Source organism: Candidatus Nitrosopumilus sp. SW, assembly GCF_006740685.1.
Lineage (GTDB): Archaea > Thermoproteota > Nitrososphaeria > Nitrososphaerales > Nitrosopumilaceae > Nitrosopumilus.
The window spans coordinates 192610-209876 of record NZ_CP035425.1 but is presented as its reverse complement, the minus strand read 5'-3'; the positions used below and the strand labels follow the sequence as shown (position 1 = coordinate 209876).

Annotated in this window: 23 protein-coding genes and 1 tRNA gene; 15 read left to right on the top strand and 9 right to left on the bottom strand. The window is 33.5% G+C overall.

Going from position 1 to position 17267, the window contains the following annotated elements; genetic code table 11:
* Positions 1–175: 175 nt before the first annotated feature.
* Genes Nisw_RS01365 through Nisw_RS01355 form a run of 3 tightly spaced genes read left to right on the top strand, consistent with a single transcriptional unit; the run spans position 176 to position 3307 of the window.
* Positions 176–1042, top strand: a complete 867-nt coding sequence (locus Nisw_RS01365; RefSeq protein ID WP_141975840.1) for a tRNA (adenine-N1)-methyltransferase — start codon at positions 176–178, stop codon at positions 1040–1042.
* Between the two features lie 44 nt (positions 1043–1086).
* The gene (locus Nisw_RS01360; RefSeq protein WP_141975838.1) at positions 1087–1950 is read left to right on the top strand and encodes an NAD(P)H-hydrate dehydratase; all 864 of its coding nucleotides are present in this window, start codon (positions 1087–1089) and stop codon (positions 1948–1950) included.
* A 4-nt stretch (positions 1951–1954) separates the two neighbouring features.
* Positions 1955–3307: a M20/M25/M40 family metallo-hydrolase gene (locus Nisw_RS01355; RefSeq protein ID WP_141975836.1), complete on the top strand. Its 1353-nt coding sequence runs from the start codon at positions 1955–1957 to the stop codon at positions 3305–3307.
* On the opposite strand, the gene Nisw_RS01350 is transcribed toward Nisw_RS01355, so the two are convergent.
* On the bottom strand, positions 3304–3723 hold the full coding sequence (locus Nisw_RS01350; RefSeq protein WP_141975834.1) for a DoxX family protein: 420 nt from the start codon (positions 3721–3723) through the stop codon (positions 3304–3306). The genes Nisw_RS01355 and Nisw_RS01350 overlap by 4 nt on opposite strands.
* Positions 3724–3817: 94 nt before the next feature.
* On the opposite strand from Nisw_RS01350, the gene Nisw_RS01345 reads away from it, so the two are divergent.
* Positions 3818–4414, top strand: coding sequence for a proteasome subunit beta (locus Nisw_RS01345; protein WP_237087638.1), 597 nt, complete (start codon positions 3818–3820; stop codon positions 4412–4414).
* A 35-nt stretch (positions 4415–4449) separates the two neighbouring features.
* Entirely contained in the window at positions 4450–4899 is a 450-nt protein-coding gene (locus Nisw_RS01340) for a Mut7-C RNAse domain-containing protein (protein WP_255430802.1), read from the top strand.
* On the opposite strand, the gene Nisw_RS01335 is transcribed toward Nisw_RS01340, so the two are convergent.
* The 5 genes from Nisw_RS01335 to Nisw_RS01315 form a co-directional block, all read right to left on the bottom strand.
* Positions 4896–5372 carry a PUA domain-containing protein gene (locus Nisw_RS01335; protein ID WP_141975830.1) on the bottom strand — a complete coding sequence of 159 codons (477 nt, stop codon included), beginning with the start codon at positions 5370–5372 and terminating at the stop codon, positions 4896–4898. The two genes, Nisw_RS01340 and Nisw_RS01335, sit on opposite strands and share 4 nt — an antisense overlap.
* Positions 5369–6379, bottom strand: a complete 1011-nt coding sequence (locus Nisw_RS01330; protein WP_141975828.1) for a homoserine dehydrogenase — start codon at positions 6377–6379, stop codon at positions 5369–5371. The genes Nisw_RS01335 and Nisw_RS01330 overlap by 4 nt, the downstream gene beginning before the upstream one ends.
* 92 nt (positions 6380–6471) lie before the next feature.
* Positions 6472–6879, bottom strand: coding sequence for a peptide-methionine (R)-S-oxide reductase MsrB (gene msrB, locus Nisw_RS01325; protein ID WP_141975826.1), 408 nt, complete (start codon positions 6877–6879; stop codon positions 6472–6474).
* Between the two features lie 35 nt (positions 6880–6914).
* Positions 6915–8531: an FAD-dependent thymidylate synthase gene (locus Nisw_RS01320; RefSeq protein ID WP_141975824.1), complete on the bottom strand. Its 1617-nt coding sequence runs from the start codon at positions 8529–8531 to the stop codon at positions 6915–6917.
* A gap of 32 nt (positions 8532–8563) precedes the next feature.
* The gene (locus Nisw_RS01315) at positions 8564–8857 is read right to left on the bottom strand and encodes a hypothetical protein (RefSeq protein WP_141975822.1); all 294 of its coding nucleotides are present in this window, start codon (positions 8855–8857) and stop codon (positions 8564–8566) included.
* A 133-nt stretch (positions 8858–8990) separates the two neighbouring features.
* Between Nisw_RS01315 and Nisw_RS01310 the strand changes: the two genes are divergently transcribed.
* On the top strand, positions 8991–9869 hold the full coding sequence (locus Nisw_RS01310) for a CdvA-like protein (RefSeq protein ID WP_141975820.1): 879 nt from the start codon (positions 8991–8993) through the stop codon (positions 9867–9869).
* Between the two features lie 54 nt (positions 9870–9923).
* Positions 9924–11840 (top strand): acetate--CoA ligase, encoded by a 1917-nt coding sequence (acs, locus tag Nisw_RS01305; RefSeq protein ID WP_141975818.1) that lies wholly within the window; start codon positions 9924–9926, stop codon positions 11838–11840.
* Here acs and Nisw_RS01300 read toward each other — a convergent pair.
* Positions 11837–12361 (bottom strand): PAS domain-containing protein, encoded by a 525-nt coding sequence (locus tag Nisw_RS01300; RefSeq protein WP_141975816.1) that lies wholly within the window; start codon positions 12359–12361, stop codon positions 11837–11839. The genes acs and Nisw_RS01300 overlap by 4 nt on opposite strands.
* A gap of 41 nt (positions 12362–12402) precedes the next feature.
* Positions 12403–13425, bottom strand: coding sequence for a flap endonuclease-1 (fen, locus tag Nisw_RS01295; RefSeq protein WP_141975814.1), 1023 nt, complete (start codon positions 13423–13425; stop codon positions 12403–12405).
* Positions 13426–13525: 100 nt separating this feature from the next.
* On the opposite strand from fen, the gene Nisw_RS01290 reads away from it, so the two are divergent.
* Both Nisw_RS01290 and Nisw_RS01285 read left to right on the top strand, forming a co-directional pair.
* Positions 13526–13786, top strand: coding sequence for a hypothetical protein (locus tag Nisw_RS01290; protein ID WP_141975812.1), 261 nt, complete (start codon positions 13526–13528; stop codon positions 13784–13786).
* 40 nt (positions 13787–13826) lie between these two features.
* A tRNA-Ser gene (locus Nisw_RS01285) sits at positions 13827–13908 on the top strand.
* A 50-nt stretch (positions 13909–13958) separates the two neighbouring features.
* On the opposite strand, the gene Nisw_RS01280 is transcribed toward Nisw_RS01285, so the two are convergent.
* The gene (locus Nisw_RS01280; RefSeq protein ID WP_141975810.1) at positions 13959–14633 is read right to left on the bottom strand and encodes a hypothetical protein; all 675 of its coding nucleotides are present in this window, start codon (positions 14631–14633) and stop codon (positions 13959–13961) included.
* 101 nt (positions 14634–14734) lie between these two features.
* On the opposite strand from Nisw_RS01280, the gene Nisw_RS01275 reads away from it, so the two are divergent.
* The 6 genes from Nisw_RS01275 (at position 14735) to Nisw_RS01255 (ending at position 17121) form a co-directional block, all read left to right on the top strand.
* The gene (locus tag Nisw_RS01275) at positions 14735–15217 is read left to right on the top strand and encodes a hypothetical protein (protein ID WP_141975808.1); all 483 of its coding nucleotides are present in this window, start codon (positions 14735–14737) and stop codon (positions 15215–15217) included.
* Between the two features lie 108 nt (positions 15218–15325).
* Positions 15326–15511, top strand: coding sequence for a hypothetical protein (locus tag Nisw_RS01270; protein ID WP_141975806.1), 186 nt, complete (start codon positions 15326–15328; stop codon positions 15509–15511).
* A gap of 38 nt (positions 15512–15549) precedes the next feature.
* Entirely contained in the window at positions 15550–16197 is a 648-nt protein-coding gene (locus Nisw_RS01265; protein WP_141975804.1) for a nitroreductase family protein, read from the top strand.
* A 51-nt stretch (positions 16198–16248) separates the two neighbouring features.
* A complete protein-coding gene (locus tag Nisw_RS01260) occupies positions 16249–16482 on the top strand; it encodes an Lrp/AsnC ligand binding domain-containing protein (protein WP_141975802.1) in 234 nt (77 codons plus the stop codon).
* Between the two features lie 21 nt (positions 16483–16503).
* On the top strand, positions 16504–16680 hold the full coding sequence (locus Nisw_RS09035) for a hypothetical protein (protein WP_185736640.1): 177 nt from the start codon (positions 16504–16506) through the stop codon (positions 16678–16680).
* Between the two features lie 63 nt (positions 16681–16743).
* Positions 16744–17121: a hypothetical protein gene (locus tag Nisw_RS01255; protein ID WP_141975799.1), complete on the top strand. Its 378-nt coding sequence runs from the start codon at positions 16744–16746 to the stop codon at positions 17119–17121.
* Positions 17122–17267: the final 146 nt, after the last annotated feature.

Sequence of the window (17267 nt, the reverse complement as noted above, 5' to 3'; positions counted from 1 at the left end):
GCCTCAAGTTCTTGGACTTTTTTTCGCAATTCTATATTTTCATCTCGAAGCGAATCTATCTCTCTTTGATGCAGTTCATTAAGATCCATAATTTTCGTGAACTAGTTGTAAACTTAAGCGTAGTGCTTAATTTCTAAAACCATAGATTCTTATCTAAAATTTCTCAGCAAAATTTATGGATAAAATAAAACAAAATTCTTCTGTATTATTCTACTTTAATCATTCAAAAAAATGGCTAGTTAAAATCTCAAAAAAGGATTCTCTTCATACTCATATTGGAGTTATCAAACATTCTGATGCTATAGGAAAAGAATATGGTTCTAGACTTGTCACAAACAAGGACAAGTATGTCTATTTGCTCAAACCAACAATGTATGACTATGTCATGAAAATACAGCATGGTACACAGATAGTTTATCCAAAAGATATTGGTTACATTATTGCAAGGGCTGGAATTGAAAGCGGTCAGAAAATTTTAGAAATAGGAACTGGTAGTGGTTCTCTTACTTCATGTATTGCAAGTATTGTAAAACCTCGTGGACATGTTTACACTTTTGATGTTGATGAAAATTTCATGAAGATAGCTGAAAAAAATATCAAAAAGGCTGGAGTCTCAAAATATGTTACACAACATAACCAAGATTTGAAAACTGCAAAGAAGATGCCCCTTGAAGATATGGATGTGGCATTAATTGATCTTGGTGACCCCTGGGTAGTGATTCCACAAGTTCGTAAAATGCTCAAAGGCAGTGGTTCTATCTTTGCAATATGCCCTACAATGAACCAATTAGAGAAATTAACGATGGCTCTAGTTGAGAATGAATTTACTGATATTGAATCCACCGAACATATCTTAAGAACAATTGAAGCTCGTGAAGGAAAAACAAGACATTCTTTTCAAGGAATAGGTCATACCACTTATCTCTGCTTTGCAAGAAAGGCTTTTTTTGGAAGAGAATCAAAGAAATCTTCTTCAAAAACAACATCTGTTTCTAAAACAAGCAAGAAAACCACCAAGAAAACAAGCAAGAAAACCTCCTAATTTTTAAAACAAGATTTATTCATCTATTCTTTAGAGGTGTCATATTGGCTCGAAAAACACTAACAACTGCACTGGTGAAAAAATTCATTCCTGCTAGAAAAGCGAAATCTCGAAAAGGTGAAAATGGTGTTGTTTTAGTTGTTGGTGGAAGTTACATTTACCATGGTGCTCCAATTCTATCTTCAGTTGCAGCATTAAGATCTGGCACTGATCTAGTTTACACTTCTGTTCCTAAAATTAACGTCTCATCTACTCGTTCTGTATCTCCAAATTTGATTGTAATTCCACTGGTTGATCAAAAACTAACCCGTGGCGCTGTGAACAAACTCTTGGGAGCATTGCCCCGAAAACTGGATTCTGCAACAATTGGAATGGGACTTGCTGTTCAAGAAAAAAATGCACTTTTGCATCTTGTCAAATCCCTTTTGGATAGAGATGTTAGATTGTCCCTTGATGCTAGTGCATTAATTCCTGAAGTGTTGCCTCTTTTGGCAAACAAGAATGTTGTAGTTACTCCTCATGCAGGAGAATTCAAAAGACTGTTTGGACAAGAACCTTCTAATTCTAAAAATGAACGAATAAAATTAGTAGAAGAAAAAGCAAAAAAGTTTGGAATTACTATTTTACTAAAAGGTGCAACTGACGTTATCTCTGATGGAAACACTACTTATCTCTATGAGAAAAAAATTCCTGCAATGACTGTTGGTGGAACTGGAGATGTTTTGTCTGGATTGGTTGCAGGATTACTATCAAAAAATAGAAAACCTCTGGAATCTGCAGCAGCTGCTGCATTTGTCAATGGATTGGCAGGAAAAGTAGTCCAAAAGAAACTGGGATTGCATATGACTTCAATGGATCTTCTAACTGAGATCCCCTCTGTAATGAAGCCCTTTGATAAAATAGTGTAAGGCCATGAATCCCCTAAAACATATTGATACTCACATGGAAAATCTGATTTCAGATCTTCAAACGCTGATTAGACAGCCTAGTGTCTCTGCAAAAAACGAAGGAATCGAAGAATGTGCAAAATTAGTTCAAAAATTATTGAAAAAGGCTGGAGTAAAATCTGAAATTTTACGACTAAGAAAAGGTGTAGCTCCTATTGTTTATGGTGAAATAAAGTCAAAACAAAATCCCAACAAAACTCTCATGTTTTACAATCATTATGATGTACAACCAGCTGAGCCATTTGATTTATGGGATTCTCCACCATTTAGTGGAGTTCGTAAAGGAAACAAAATCTTTGGACGTGGAGCAACTGATGACAAAGGCGAACTAATTACTAGAATCAAAGCAGTTGAGGCTTGTCTTAAAACAACTGGTGATGTTCCTTGTAACATAAAATTTGTAATTGAAGGTGAAGAGGAGACTGGCAGTGCTCATATTGAAGATTATCTAAAAAAATACAAAAAGAAATTTGCTTGTGATGGCGTAATCTGGGAATTTGGATATGTTGATGCAAAAAATAGACCTATTATTGGACTTGGAATGAAGGGATTACTCTTTGTCGAATTATCTGTCAAAGAATCTGTCAGAGATGCACATTCTAGTTTGGCAGTTTTGATAAAAAATCCTGCATGGCGATTGATTGAAGCAGTTCACACTCTACGTGATTCCAATGGAAAAATACTCATCAAAGATTGGTACAAAGAGGTAACTCCTTTCTCAAAACAAGATTTGAAATTAATTCAAAGTGAACCCTTTGATGAAAATGACTTCAAAAAGGAATTTGGCATCAAGTCATTTGTTGGAAATAAGAAAGGAATTGATGCAAAAAAGGCTCTAGTTGGAGATGCCACTTGTAATATTGCAGGATTCATTTCTGGATATACTGGAGATGGTGCAAAAACTGTACTTCCTTCAGAATCCCTTGTAAAGATTGATTTTAGATTGATTCCTAAAATGGATCCAAAAAAACAAGTCACACGTTTGAAAAAACATCTAAAATCACATGGATTCTCTGATATTGGAATCAAAGTATTTCATGGGGAAGCAGCTGCTAGAACAAATTCTTCAAATCCATTTGTATCTCAAGTAAAAGATGCAGCTAACAAATCCTTTGGAAAATCCATTCTAAACGTATCAAATGCTGGCACTGGTCCGATGTATCCTTTTGTTGATGTACTAAAGGCTCCTTGCATTTCAATAGGAAGTACCTACATGTTTTCAAGAATTCATTCTCCAAATGAATTTGCACGAATTGACTTACTCAAGAAAATGACAAAATGTACATGTTTGATAATGGAGAATTTTGGAAAGTCCTAATGGAGGCATCTAGGTAGTTTCTTAACAATATGTGCTAGTGAAACTCTACCTGGACCTCCTGCAACTATTACCAAGCATGCTGCAAGCAATATCAAATCAATGCGATACCCTCCATCTCCTGTGAGACTTTGAGCTTCTTTTACGACAAAAATTGCTCCTATCATAATTATTGAAATCAGTGATGCAGAAATTCTACTCAAAACTCCTATGATTAATAGAATTCCTGGAATTAATTCTGCTAATGCTATGGGTATGTGCATTTCTGGTGGTAATCCTAAACTACTCAAAAATCCTCCAAACCCTGGATTGCCAAGTTTAGACATGCCTGCAACAATGAAGATCACACCTATTGATGATCTTAGACCCATAAACGAAATGTCTACAAAATTTCGTTTGCTAATTTCACTAGTAGCCATGACTCAAAGATTTTTTTTTAGTATAACTATTTTGCTGATTGTTTCTCTGTAAATTGTAGAAAGCCCTTTATTATGCTGCAAAATTATTTGAAATATGTCAATGTATATGCCAGGAGCAACTGCTGTTGGAATTACTTTTGATGGTGGCGTAGTTTTTGCTAGCGAAAAAAGGATCGCATTTGGAAACTTTCTGGTAAGCAAAACCACAAAGAAGACTTTTCCTATCACTCCTAAAGTTGGAGCAACTTGTGCTGGTCTTGTCGCCGATATGCAGATTTTATCATTACAAATTGCTGCTCTTGCTAAAATTAGAAAAATGGAACTCAAAAGAGATGTTCCTCCAAACACTGTTGCCAAAATGATGTCAAATATGATGTATGAGAGAAGATATTTCCCATTATTGACTCAGGTGATAGTTGGTGGTGTTGTAGATAAACCAATTATGTATACTTTGGACCCATTAGGTTCCGTTCTTCCTGATGAATATGCAGCAGTTGGAACTGGTGCTGAAATGGCATTAGGTGTACTTGATCCTCAATTCAAACCAAACATGACAAAGGATGAAGCAATTGATTTGGCAAAACGTGCAGTACGTGCAGCATCACTTAGAGATTCTGCAAGTGGTGACGGTTTGGATGTTCTTGTAATTACCAAAGATGGTACAGAAGAATTTACAGAAGAAATAAAATAAAATTTTAACAAATAATGTTATTCTGTGTTGATGCTATGCTTGGCAATATTGCCAAAAAATTACGTCTATTAGGTTTTGATTCAGAATATTTGTCTGATGTTGATGATTCTGTATTAATTGAAAAATCTAAAAATGAGAACAGAGTGATCATTACTAAAGATAGTGAATTAACTAACAAAGCAAAAAAGAATAACATTTCTGTTGTCTATCTTACTCAAGAAAATGAAATTGAACAATTTTTAGAAATTATCAAACAAACTAATTTGAAATTAAATGGTATTTCTGGTGATATTGCAAGATGTACAAAATGCAATTCTCTAACTTCTATGGTAGAAAAATCAAAAATTTCAAAAAATATACCTCAAGGCGTTTTTGATAATAACGAAAAATTTTGGAGGTGTGAAAATTGTGGTCAGATCTACTGGGAAGGAACTCATATCAAAAATTTACAAGAATTTGTTAAAAAATTAAAAAGACCAAGTTAATCATAAATCGTTTTTCCAGTTTCCCAGAATTTATCTGAAATATAATGAAGGTTTTTTAGAACTTCGCCTTTATCCATTTTTTCTAATTCTTCACTTGATACAACTGATTTTCCTACTGCTAAGAATTTGTGTTGCGATTCTTCAACAATACAAACCAGTTTATCTTTTTCAAATTCAGTAAATGATTTGATTCCTGGCCTCATCAGATTTGCACCTTTACACATGAATTTGACTGCACCCATATCTACTGTAACACTAGGAAATTTTTCTAGAGTTTCTGTTTCTGATAAAAACGGCAAATAATCATCATTAATTTTTAGAATTTTAATTCCATTTCCTGTAATGATTTGTGCGTCATCTAAAATTTGATGTACTTTAAGATTTTTGATTTTAGGAAATTCGATTCCCCACTCTTCTGAAACTGTTTTTAAGAGTGCAGATGTCTCACTCTTTGAAATTAGATTTGACTTCAAGTTCTTGCGATCTCTTGTCTAATGTCTAGCAAATCTCTTAGAATGGAACTGGCAGTTTCCATACCTCCTGCACCTCTTCCGATTATTGTTTGTGTGCCTGAATGCTCTGATGTAAATGCAATTGCATTAAGTGTCCCATTTACACAAAGTGGATCATCATTTGAAACCTCTTTTGGTGCAACTATCAGTTCTTTGTTACATGATGCGATTAATTTTACTGAACAATTGTTTTTAGCTGCCTTTTTGATGTCTTCAGTTGTTACTTTACGAATTCCAGTACAATTAATGTCTGGCATTGTTACTTTCATTCCCATAATCCAATTTGCAAGAATTACTAATTTAGCTGCTGCATCAAGACCGTCTAAATCTAAAGACTCATCTGCTTCTACGTATCCTTTCTCTTGGGCATCCTTGAGCGCATCTTCATATGAAATTCCTGTTGCCATGTTTGTTAGGATATAATTTGTTGTTCCATTTAGAATGCCTGCAAATGATATGATTCTCTCTCCGCTAAGGCTATTTTTTGCATAATCTAGAATTGGTGTTCCTCCACCAACTGTCCCACTAAATTTGAACATAACTTGATTGTATGTTGCAAGCTCCATTAGTGAGGGAAATGCAAGTGCCAATGGACCTTTGTTTACTGAGATCACATGCATTCCTTTTTTCATTGCAGTTGTGATGTGTGTCATTCCTGGTTCTGCATCTTTGTAATTACTTGCAGTAGTTTCAATGAGCACATCTGCTTCCACATTTTTGAGCATGTCGATACCTGACATTGTATTTTTTGTGTCAGCATAATTTTTTACAGTTCCAAATTTTTTCTTGACTTCGATAAGTTTGTTTAAATCTAATCCTGAAGGATTAACTGCACTCCCTTTACTGTCAAAAACCCCTACAACTCTGGGTTTTAATCCGTACTTTGCATACAAATCCTCTGCTCTAGAATCAAATAATTTAACTAAACTTTGGCCAACAACACCAAATCCACACAATATTATTCTCAAATCACGTCATTCCTTTTCCAATGTTTGTTGTCCATTTTCTTTTTCATTTAATTTTCTTATCATTAAATGTGTTTTATTAATAATTTTTGAAATTATTGACCTTCATCATCTTTTTCATGTTGTAATGAAATTGAATTGATACAATATCTTTGGTTTGTAGGCTGGGGTCCATCATCAAAAACATGTCCTAAGTGTGCTCCACACTTGTTACAATTGACTTCAGTTCTTACCATTCCATATGATGTGTCTGAAATGTACTCGATCTTGTCTTCTGAAACTGGCTCCCAGAAACTTGGCCAACCAGAACCTGAATCAAATTTTGCATCTGATGAGAATAATTCTTCCCCGCAACACGTACATTTGAACTTCCCTTCAAGTTTTGAATTGTTATATTTTCCAGAAAATGGCGGCTCTGTTCCGTGATTTATGCAAATTTCATACTGATCAGGTGTTAACTGTTCTTTCCATTCTTCTGGTGTTTTTCTGATTTTTTCTGTCATGGTATGGATTCTTTTTTAAAATATTTCAATATTTTCTATTTCAATTTCTTTCTTTTTTCTTCAGTTCTTTTTTCTGATTCAAATCTCTCTAGATCATATTCTTTCATATCTACAAACTTCATGATTTTGCTTAAACTTGGATGTACTTTGTTAATTTGTTGAAACATTTGTTGTGCAACCCTTCTATAATCAACATGTCCTTGTGGTACTGTTCTTAATTCTATTAAATGACATGCTTCTCTTAAATTGAATTTTATAAAGTATGGATAATTATATGCAAAGTTTACTACATACTGTCCTTGTTCGGGATATTTTTTTCTAATTTTATCAAATGTTTCTTTTGTTTTGTTCATACAATCTTTAAAGTCCTTTTCAATACCTAGAATCTTTATTTCATTAGGGATGTTGTATCCATGATCTGTTGTAAGTAATTGCCTTTCTAATGTTAACGCTCTATGTCTGTGAAAGTCTCTAAACATTCCAAAATTGTTATACAAATCAAATGTATAATAGACATTTTCAAATGCTCGTGATGGTCTATGTCTTCTGTTTGTTCTAAGTTTTGCAAATTCGTCAATGATTTTTGTTTTATTTTTCATTGACATTTTTTTAACTTGTTGCAAAATGTCTTGATATGATGTACTTGGAGATTGCTCATACATTATACTTGTGATAATTTTATCAATTGCAACTTTTTCTGATTCATAATCTACTAATTTTGTTCTAGTTCCTTTTTTTGGATTTGATTTAATTTGTTTTGTTGATATTGCCTTTGATTTATTTTTCACATCTCTGAGGTATTTTTGAAATGCCTTTCCATGTTTGTCATCTGCTCTTCGAACAAATGATTTTATGATTTTATCAAGTTCTATCTTGATTTTTGAGGCTAAATCTTGCTCTTCTTTGAGGTCAGATGAGGCTAGAACTGTAAGGAGATATTCAAATGCTCTTCCATTACCTGTGATTCCTACATTTGTCAAAGTTGATGCAGGTAATAGCCCTCTCAAAATATCCAATGCTTTAGCTTTTGTTGAACCTTTGTAAATCATATTTGCAGAATTTATGTCACTTTCATTTTTTAATTTAGAAAATGATTTTTCTTTCCCATCTCTTGAATCTTTAAAGTTGTATTTTTCAATTGGATATTTTTCTCTTACATAATTTATCATTGGTTCAATGTTTCTTGAGTAAACATCAAATGAAAAATTACATGTTTCTTCATACATATCTGCAAATTTAGATTTCATAATTTCTGGATCTCTGTAAAATCTGTATTTTCCTTTTTCTTTTTTGTTCCATGCAACGTATCTTGATGATTTTTCTAAATATGATAACCCAATTCTTCTGTCTTCAATTTTTTTTACTGCAATGTTTGATAATCCTTCAATTGCAATTTGTGCTTCTCCAAGTTCTGCAACTGAATCATCCCCATATTCTAAAAGTACTCTATTGTAAAATTCCTCTCCTCTGTTTTTATTTTTCAAAAATTCATCAAGAAAAATTCGTCGCATACTTTTGTCAGTTCGACTGTATCTTGACATTAATGCACCACGATCAACTTGTTGTGGTGTAATTATGGCAAACACATTGCCATCAGTATTTGAAAAATGATCTGATAAAATCTTTTTTTCTTTAACTGAAAATTCTGACAATATTGTTGTCAGGTTTTTCAATTATTAATAGTCTATTTCTTTTTTCCAATTTGAATTAGATCGGGGGCTTTGTCTTTATTGCCTTCTTGGCCTTTTGCTTGCCATCTAAGTAACACTTCTTTGAATGCAGCTGCATCAGCTTCATTTTCAGTATACATCAAAGTGGTGACCCAAAAGCCATTGTTGGCAGTTTTACCTCCAACAGAATTCATCCAAAAATCACTTGGCAAATTCTCCATAACTTTACTGTCTTTTTCTTTAGCAACTTCAGACCATCTGTTTGATACAAAATTCAAAATCTGTTCAAGTTCTTCTCTTTGAATCATGAGCCTACTAATTGACCTCTAAATTTTAAAATTTCTACAAAATATGTGATTTTGAGTTAGTAAAAATAATCTTACCAAAACTAAAAAGATTACTTACACTTTGTTGGTTATACAAATCTCTAAAGTTACTCACATGACCAAAGACGATATCGAGATAATCGGTAAAAACGTCAAAGACATGTACGGAACATTCATGGGTAAAGTTGCAGGAACAATAACTGACATTGACGGTAGTATTCAATCCGTCGGCGTTGACTGCGGTTCTCAAGGATTACAGCAAATCCAATATGAGCAACTAGTAGTTCAAGGCGATGTAGTTATTTTCATTCCAAAATGGAGACTCGACTCACAAAGACTCATTCGTGAAAAACAACTAACGTTACGTCGTCTAAAGGCCTTGATTGATATTGTTTCAGAAAATGATGACATGAAAGAAGATGCAGAAATCATTCATGAAAAATACAAGTCAAAACTTGTATCATTAGATGAAACAGAAAGTGAAATCAAAGCCAAACTTGAGGCAAGATTGACAGAGTTAGATGAACAAATGAAGTCTGCAAAGATGTTATCATTTGATGCAAAAGTACAATACAAGAGCAATGAAATCTCTGAAGAAACATTTGAAACTGTGAAAGCATGCACAACTGAGGTAATTGAGCATGTAACTCACGAAGTCGCAGAAATTGAGAATGTTAAGAGTAGAATTGCAGACTTGTCATTGGAAGTGCAAGAGATAACAGCTCCTCCTACACCAGACATCCAAGAATCAGCCGTTTCATATCTGGAGACAAATGAACCACAACAAGTAGTTCAAACAAGTCTTCCGGAAGCACCAACAGAACCCGTTACAACACCTTCAGAACCAATTGAGGTAAGCGCATCCCCTATGCCAGAACCTCCAACAGAATCTGAAGTAACATTTGCATTTCCAGAACCACCCCAACAGGTGACCGCAGAGACTCCAAAAGACGACAACGATAATGATTGGCTTGCTAGAATGGAAGCACAATAATTTTTTTAATTATTTTTTTAACATTTAGAAAGATCTTAGTTCATACACTTTTTGTTGGCTGAGACCTATGATATCGGGCTTGGAAATAATGATAACACCATCCGCAGTAAAGCCGATTCTGATTATGTCTCATTTTGGGATGATCAGGCAAAAAAACTCACCTGGTTTTCGCCTTGGAGCAAGACCTTAGATTGGCAACCTCCTTTTGCAAAATGGTTTGTTGGAGGCACAATTAATGCCTCATACAACGCTCTAGATGTCCATCAGGAGACAAAATCCCAAAAACCTGCCATATTATGGGAAGGTGAGAATGGTGATTCTAAGATTCTCACATATTCTGAGATGTTGTCTCAAGTCAAAAAATTCTCAAATGTTCTCAAATCTCTTGGTGTGGAAAAAGGAGATCGTGTGACTTTGTATCTTCCAATGATTCCAGAATTGCCAATTGCAATGTTGGCATGTGCTAGAATTGGAGCACCTCACACTGTTATCTTTTCAGGATTTAGTGCAACATCTATTAAAGACAGAGTTGATGATTCAAAATCCAAAGTTATAGTCACTGCAGATGGAGGCTATCGTCGTGGAAAAATTGTAAAACTCAAAGAGGTAGTTGATGAAGCAATCAAAGACTTTGATTTTGTTAAAAATGTTGTAGTTGTGGAACGAACAAAAAATGAAATTTCAATGTCTTCAAAAGATAAACTTTGGAATGAACTAATGGAAAATGCATCTGATGATTGCCCTGCAGAAAAATTAGATAGTACACATCCACTTTACATTTTGTACACTTCGGGAACTACTGGAAAACCAAAAGGTGTTTTACATGGAACCGGCGGATATCTGACTCATCTTCATTCTACTTTCAAATGGGCATTTGACATTAAAGATTCTGATGTATTTTTTTGTACAGCTGATATTGGATGGGTTACTGGTCATAGTTATGTTGTTTACGCACCTTTGTTACATGGTGCAACAGAGATTATGTATGAGGGTGCACCTGATTTTCCTGATGCGTCAAGAATGTGGGATATTTTACAAAAATACAACGCCACAATTTTTTACACCACACCAACTGCGCTTAGAATGTTTATGAAATTTGGAGATGATATTCCAAATTCATTTGATCTTTCATCATTACGATTACTTGGAACTGTTGGAGAACCAATCAATCCTGAAGTTTGGAAATGGTATTACAAAACTATTGGTAAAGAAAAGTGTCCAATAATTGATACTTGGTGGCAAACAGAGACTGGAGGAATGTTGATTTCCCCTTTACCTGGCATAGAAACAATTCCACTAAAACCTGGCTCTGGAACACGTCCTATTCCAGGCGTAAATATCACTGTTGTAGATGAAAATGGCGATGATGTTGCACCTGATACCAAGGGTTATCTCGTAATTAGAAATCCTTGGCCTGGAATGCTTTTGACACTATGGGGTGATGATCAAAAATACAAGACAGTATACTGGTCAAAATATGAGAACTGTTACTATCCTGGAGACTATGCTCTAAAAGACTCAGATGGATATATTTGGCTACTTGGACGTGCAGATGATGTCTTAAAAGTTGCAGGACATAGAATTGGTACTGCTGAACTTGAAAGTTGTATTGTCTCTCATGATGATGTTGCTGAATCAGCTGCATGTGGTATTCCTGATGAAGTTAAAGGTGAAGTGATAATTGCATTTGTTGTACTTAAAGAAGGAGTTACCGCTGACACAAAAGTTTTAGAAAAAGAACTTGTTGAAAAAATTAGAACTGATATTGGTGCAATCGCCACTCCTAAACAAATCTATTTTGTCTCAAAATTACCAAAGACCCGAAGTGGAAAAATTATGAGACGATTGCTTAAGGCAATTGGAAATAACGAAAAGATTGGTGATGTTAGCACTTTAGAAGATGGTGCTGCTGTTACTGAAGTACAAACTGCTTTTGATGAAATTCAAAAATCTATTCAAGAATCAAATTAAATTTTCTTTAAATCAATTGTAGATAACATCTCAAACATATCTTTTAGTCCATCATATTCAGATTTTGATTCTTCGTCTAATTCATTGTATTCTTTTTCTTTGATTTCATCTAATCTGTTATTTGCATCTTTGAAAAACTGTTCATACTCTTTTATTTTTTCATCTGTCATTTGTGTAAGGTCAAAAATCACAGTATTGCTTCCTAGAAGATTTTTGTTTTCATCATATAGGCTTGTGGCATGTAGCATTCCTGGAAATGTACTCCCGTCTTGTCTCTTGAATATGATTTTCCTGTCAGTTACTTTTCCTGTTTCAAACCATGTTTTGAGGGAATTGTTCATGTCTTGCCACTCTTCTTTGGGCACGTGTTCAAATATTGTCTTACCTAAAATCTCTGATTTTGCATATCCTAGGTTTGCAGCATAAGTGGAATTGCAGTCAAGTATTGCTCCTATGGAATTGATTCTTCTCCACATCACTGGTGCATCTTTGAGTGTTTTTCTTGCTTCTGTTTGCGGCATTTTTTAAAATTGTAAGAACTAGTTATTAAATTGAAATATTTTCAGAACCACTGGTCCAGATTTTGACTTTTCTTTTCCAATGCTTTTTTTAATCTGTTTAATGTCGAGGTTACTCTGTCTTCAGAAAAACTCCTTTCTTTTACAAGATAATTGATCATTCCTTCATAATCTACATCCTCAAAGACAATTTCTTTTACATCTGCAACTTCGGGATTCAAAAATATTTTTCTGATTTGTTGAAAATCAATTTCTTCTAATTGTTCCTGAATTTGTGGAATATCTTCTAATCTTGAATATTGTTTGATCATTTTAAGTGCAGTTTTTGGACCGACTCTTTCAAATCCATTGGGATTAAAATCAGTCCCAATTAATATTCCCACATCGATTAATTCTTCACGTGTTAATTCTAATGAGTCCAATGTTTTTTGGGTTTCAATAATTTCTGGAACAATATCGATGTATGTGTTTTTGTTTGGTATCTTTCTTCTACCACTGTTTGTAAAATTCCTGACTAGTCTTTTTGCACCACATAAAATTGAATCAAAATCTTGACTTGCAGAAGCATATGCTTGCCCTGTGTTTGTTAGATGAGCTGCAGTTGCCTCTCCTTCTGATGGGGCTTCGATATATGGAATACCAAAATATGTCAAAAGTTGTTTTGATTCTTTTACCATTCCATCTTTCATACTTGTGGTTTGTTGAGCATATTTTCTGGCGTCTTCCATGTTTCCATCTGCAATTGCTTTTTCGTATTTTATGGTGGCATCCATTTTGATTTGTTTTCTACGCTCAATTTCTGCTGTTTTGAGGGATGGTGGTTTTCCATCAAAGACATAAACTGGTTTTATCCCTAGTGATAGAAAATTTACGTTTCTGTATAACAATCCACTAAGATGACTAGTGATCCTGCCTTCTGCATCTGATAATTGTAATCCATCTGGACCTCTAATACTTGCTAAAAATTGATAGATTGCATTGTATGCATCAATTGCAATTACTTTGTTTGAAAATGCTTCTAATGTTGTTTTCTCTCTGACAACTAAATCTTTTAGATTTAACCCCATGATTTTGGTTGAAATTTTATGCTATTTTGTGTTTGTCTTTTTAATCTGATCGGGTTTTTGAAAAAATCGATTTTAATATTGATTTTATTTACAATATATTATGTCAAAACTGAATCTCCCATCCTATCTTGAAGATAAAATATTTGAAATAAAATCTTCTGATAATACTGTTTCCAGAATTACTTCGTATTTTCCTTTATCTGATTCTGAAAAACAGGAAATCTGTTCTATTCTGAAAACAGATTTAGGGTTTTATTCTATTTTTACTGATAATATTTCTGATGAAGAATGGAATCGTACCAAGACACAAATCAAAAAAAGATTCAATGATGAATTATTTGAAATTGATAAAAAATCCTAGTTCTGATTTGCTTTATTATGGAGAAAATTTCATATTAATTGCCGGGGTAGCCAAGTGGTAAGGCGGCCGTCTCGAAAACGGCTACGTGCAAGCGTGCAGGGGTTCGAATCCCTTTCCCGGCGTAAAATATTTCCTTTAAAATCTATTCAAAAAATTACTAGTTAACAATTTACTATTCTTCAACATATTCTTCAAATGAATGAGTCAAATTTCTATATGTTTGAAGTTGTTTGTATAAAATTTTGATTTTGAGAATTGCATCATTGTATTTTGGAAAAAGAATTTTTTCTCCTTCATGAACTGTTGACATTTGACTGATAAATGTACACATTCCTTCAATTTGATACATGACGACAGGATCGAAAACATCACTAGAATAAATTAATCCATTTCGTGCAGTTTGTAAGAATCTCTGAAGAACTGCTTCTTCATCTTTAATTTTCTCTTTAATTTCCTCTTTTGGATCTGTTACCCCTTTTTTGTTATATATTTCAGTTAACTTCTTGATTCTTCCTGAAATAAACATGATTGTATTTAATGCATCTTTCATATTTCTAACTGCAAAATCTCTTCTTGCATCTGACCATGATTTTTCAGATGCGATAATCTTTTGAATAGCTCTATTGTTTCTTTCAGTTAAAACGAAAAAAACAGCTCCTAATATTCCTCCAATTATAACATCTCCAAGAATTAAGTGATACAGTCCGGATAAATCACAATTCTCATTGACTTCAAAAAAACCACAACGTTCTAAATCTGCTCTTGCTTCTGCATAATTGATGGTAAGTGAAGCTAGAATCATTGTAGAAAATAAAATAATCACAAATGATAAAAAAATATTTTTCATCAAAATTTAATTTCTTAAATACATATAAGCATATCTTCATATCATAATTTTTTTAAATTGTGAAACATAATGTTATATAGAATTAATTTTTGTAAAATTGATTGTTAAAAAATAATCTCACTTTTCAAAAAGCATTTGGCCAATTTTCTTCATGTGTAACTCAAAGACCGACTACCTTACAACCAGTTGAGATTGAGTTAGATACCCAAGAAGATACCTATGGTGGTGAGCATCATATTTCATTTGACAAAGGACAAATTACTATTAACAATACGGGAATGTATTTGATTATTGCAGGTCCTCAGATTGCAAAAGAATCTGGTAATATTTCAAGATGGGTAGATGTGTGGCTTAGAGTCAATAATGTGGATGTTCCGAACTCTAACATTAGACGAACTATTAAAGATCCTGATGTCAAAGACGTTGCCATTTTACAGGTACTAACAAAATTGAACAAAGGAGACACTCTGAACATTATGATGTGTGTTGAAGAACTAAATGAAGGGCTAGGAATTGAATGCATTGAACCTAGCGGAGCACCTGTTATACCAAGTATGATTTTAACAATATTGCAGTTAGATTAAGTTTTAAACTTTGGTCCTTCTTTTCTTCTAATCTGGGCTTTGGTTTTTGTGCTGTTTACTTATTACATATATTCATAATTTTTAAGGTGCTTTTTGAAGAGAACCAATATGGTTGATAATATTGAATCAAAGATTCAAAATTCTTATCTTTCAACTGATGAATTAATTTTGCATTTTAGAGAAAAATGTAAAATTTGTGGTCATCATAGAATCATGCATAATGCCTTTGGAAAATGCGAAGGTGTTATGAACAAACCTTGCACTTCTGGTTGTGATAAATTTGAAGCGGAATAATTTCAAATTCTTTAATACTAATTTCTTTTAGTTATTTTATGACTCCTGATATAAAAGAAGAAAAGACCTATCCTCTGGGTTATGAACCTGAAATTACTCCTGAATCCACCAATCCTAATGTGAGAAATGAATTAATTAATTTTATTTTAAAATCTGGACCTACTGAAGTTGTAGATACTGATTTGTTTGCTGTCATGGCAAAGAGACGATCTACAAGAAAATTTTTAGACAAACCTGTTGAGACTGTGAAAATTGATAAAATTATTGCAGCAGCTGATACTGCTCCTACTGCTGGAAACTATCAGGGATTTGAAATTTTTTACGTAAAAAGCCCAGAAAAGAAAAAACAACTAATTGAAGCATGTAACAATCAACCTTATGTTGATGCTCCGGTAGTGTTGATTTTCTGTAAAAATCCGTCCCGAGTAAAATTTGATTTTCCTGAATATGTACTAAAGAAATTTGCTATCCAAGATGCTACATTGGCAGCAGGATACTCTCAATTAGCAGCACAAGCTTTGGGGTTGAGCTCTATTTGGATTGGAATGTTTGATGAACAAAAAGTAATGGATGTTATTGGAACTGATTTGGTTCCTTCTTCTGTACTTTGTATTGGATACCCTAAACAAACTAAATTCCCAAAACCAAGACGAAATCTCCAAGACTTGGTTCATGTAATCTGGTAAACCCTACCTAAAATATTCATCTTTAAATAATCAATACTATTTGCTAGATTCATGACTGATGCTTACGTTATGCTAAATTGTGAGTTAGGCGCAGAGGCCGAAATCATTGAAAAACTCAAAGAACTTGAACAGGTTGTTGATGTCTTTGAAACTATCGGAACCCATGATATGCTAGTCAAATTACAGGCGGAAAATTTTGAGAAAATTCGAGAAATTGTATCTTGGAATATTCAAAAATTAGATAAGGTTCGTTCTACTGCAACCCTAATAAAAAAAGATAATTAGATTGACGTTAATCTAATTTAGATGGTTGACGACAAAACTGAGATAGACAAACTCATTGATAATATGATACGTAGTGGTGACGAACTAGTCGACAATCTCAAAACTGTCCTCCCAAATTCACTTGCTGAATCCATGGTCATGTTTCATGAATCAAATGTTGAAAATCTAAAAAAAATTAAAGAATTTCTTAACAAATAGTTTTCAAATTGAATCGTGTCATTACTACTATATCCTTTTTAATCATTAACTTGGTTTCAAATTGTGTCAAGATCTAGGACCATCACCATTACTGTAAAGAAAAAAACCGGTGATGCATTTGATGCAATTTTACAACTTCCTCGTAAAATGATGCCTGATGCAAAATTCCAAGATGATGGATGGTGGTCATTTACTGGACCTCATGGAAAATCTAAGCTGAAATTTAATGAAAACAAGTCCCTTGGTATTTTAGACCATCAATATGTGGATGAAGAATCTGTATGGGATGTTCCTATGAGGGTTGTTTCAAATGGAGATTATTCTGAAATTTTGATTACTCTGAACAAACCAGATGAATTAACTGATGAACAATTCAATCAAAGGATGGAAGAGCTTGAAGAAATGGTCAACCACATGAAACAAATTCTAGAATCTTCCTGAGCCTAGACAAGTAGAAATCATTCCTTAACCTTAAAAGTAAATTTGGATATAATGTATTGATAAAAATGCCCTATGAAGAAGTATATTTTCAAAGATTAGAAGAAGATGAACCTGAAGCATATGAAAAAATAAAATCTAAAAAAGAT

Excerpts from the sequence above, each read along its gene's own strand:
- Nisw_RS01365 (WP_141975840.1), top strand. The coding sequence starts at position 176 with ATGGATAAAATAAAACAAAATTCTTCTGTATTATTCTACTTTAATCAT.
- Nisw_RS01355 (WP_141975836.1), top strand. The coding sequence starts at position 1,955 with ATGAATCCCCTAAAACATATTGATACTCACATGGAAAATCTGATTTCA.
- Nisw_RS01350 (WP_141975834.1), bottom strand. The coding sequence starts at position 3,723 with ATGGCTACTAGTGAAATTAGCAAACGAAATTTTGTAGACATTTCGTTT.
- Nisw_RS01345 (WP_237087638.1), top strand. The coding sequence starts at position 3,818 with ATGTCAATGTATATGCCAGGAGCAACTGCTGTTGGAATTACTTTTGAT.
- Nisw_RS01340 (WP_255430802.1), top strand. The coding sequence starts at position 4,450 with ATGCTTGGCAATATTGCCAAAAAATTACGTCTATTAGGTTTTGATTCA.
- msrB (WP_141975826.1), bottom strand. The coding sequence starts at position 6,879 with ATGACAGAAAAAATCAGAAAAACACCAGAAGAATGGAAAGAACAGTTA.
- Nisw_RS01315 (WP_141975822.1), bottom strand. The coding sequence starts at position 8,857 with ATGATTCAAAGAGAAGAACTTGAACAGATTTTGAATTTTGTATCAAAC.
- Nisw_RS01310 (WP_141975820.1), top strand. The coding sequence starts at position 8,991 with ATGACCAAAGACGATATCGAGATAATCGGTAAAAACGTCAAAGACATG.
- Nisw_RS01300 (WP_141975816.1), bottom strand. The coding sequence starts at position 12,361 with ATGCCGCAAACAGAAGCAAGAAAAACACTCAAAGATGCACCAGTGATG.
- fen (WP_141975814.1), bottom strand. The coding sequence starts at position 13,425 with ATGGGGTTAAATCTAAAAGATTTAGTTGTCAGAGAGAAAACAACATTA.
- Nisw_RS01290 (WP_141975812.1), top strand. The coding sequence starts at position 13,526 with ATGTCAAAACTGAATCTCCCATCCTATCTTGAAGATAAAATATTTGAA.
- Nisw_RS01280 (WP_141975810.1), bottom strand. The coding sequence starts at position 14,633 with ATGAAAAATATTTTTTTATCATTTGTGATTATTTTATTTTCTACAATG.
- Nisw_RS01270 (WP_141975806.1), top strand. The coding sequence starts at position 15,326 with ATGGTTGATAATATTGAATCAAAGATTCAAAATTCTTATCTTTCAACT.
- Nisw_RS01265 (WP_141975804.1), top strand. The coding sequence starts at position 15,550 with ATGACTCCTGATATAAAAGAAGAAAAGACCTATCCTCTGGGTTATGAA.
- Nisw_RS01260 (WP_141975802.1), top strand. The coding sequence starts at position 16,249 with ATGACTGATGCTTACGTTATGCTAAATTGTGAGTTAGGCGCAGAGGCC.
- Nisw_RS09035 (WP_185736640.1), top strand. The coding sequence starts at position 16,504 with ATGGTTGACGACAAAACTGAGATAGACAAACTCATTGATAATATGATA.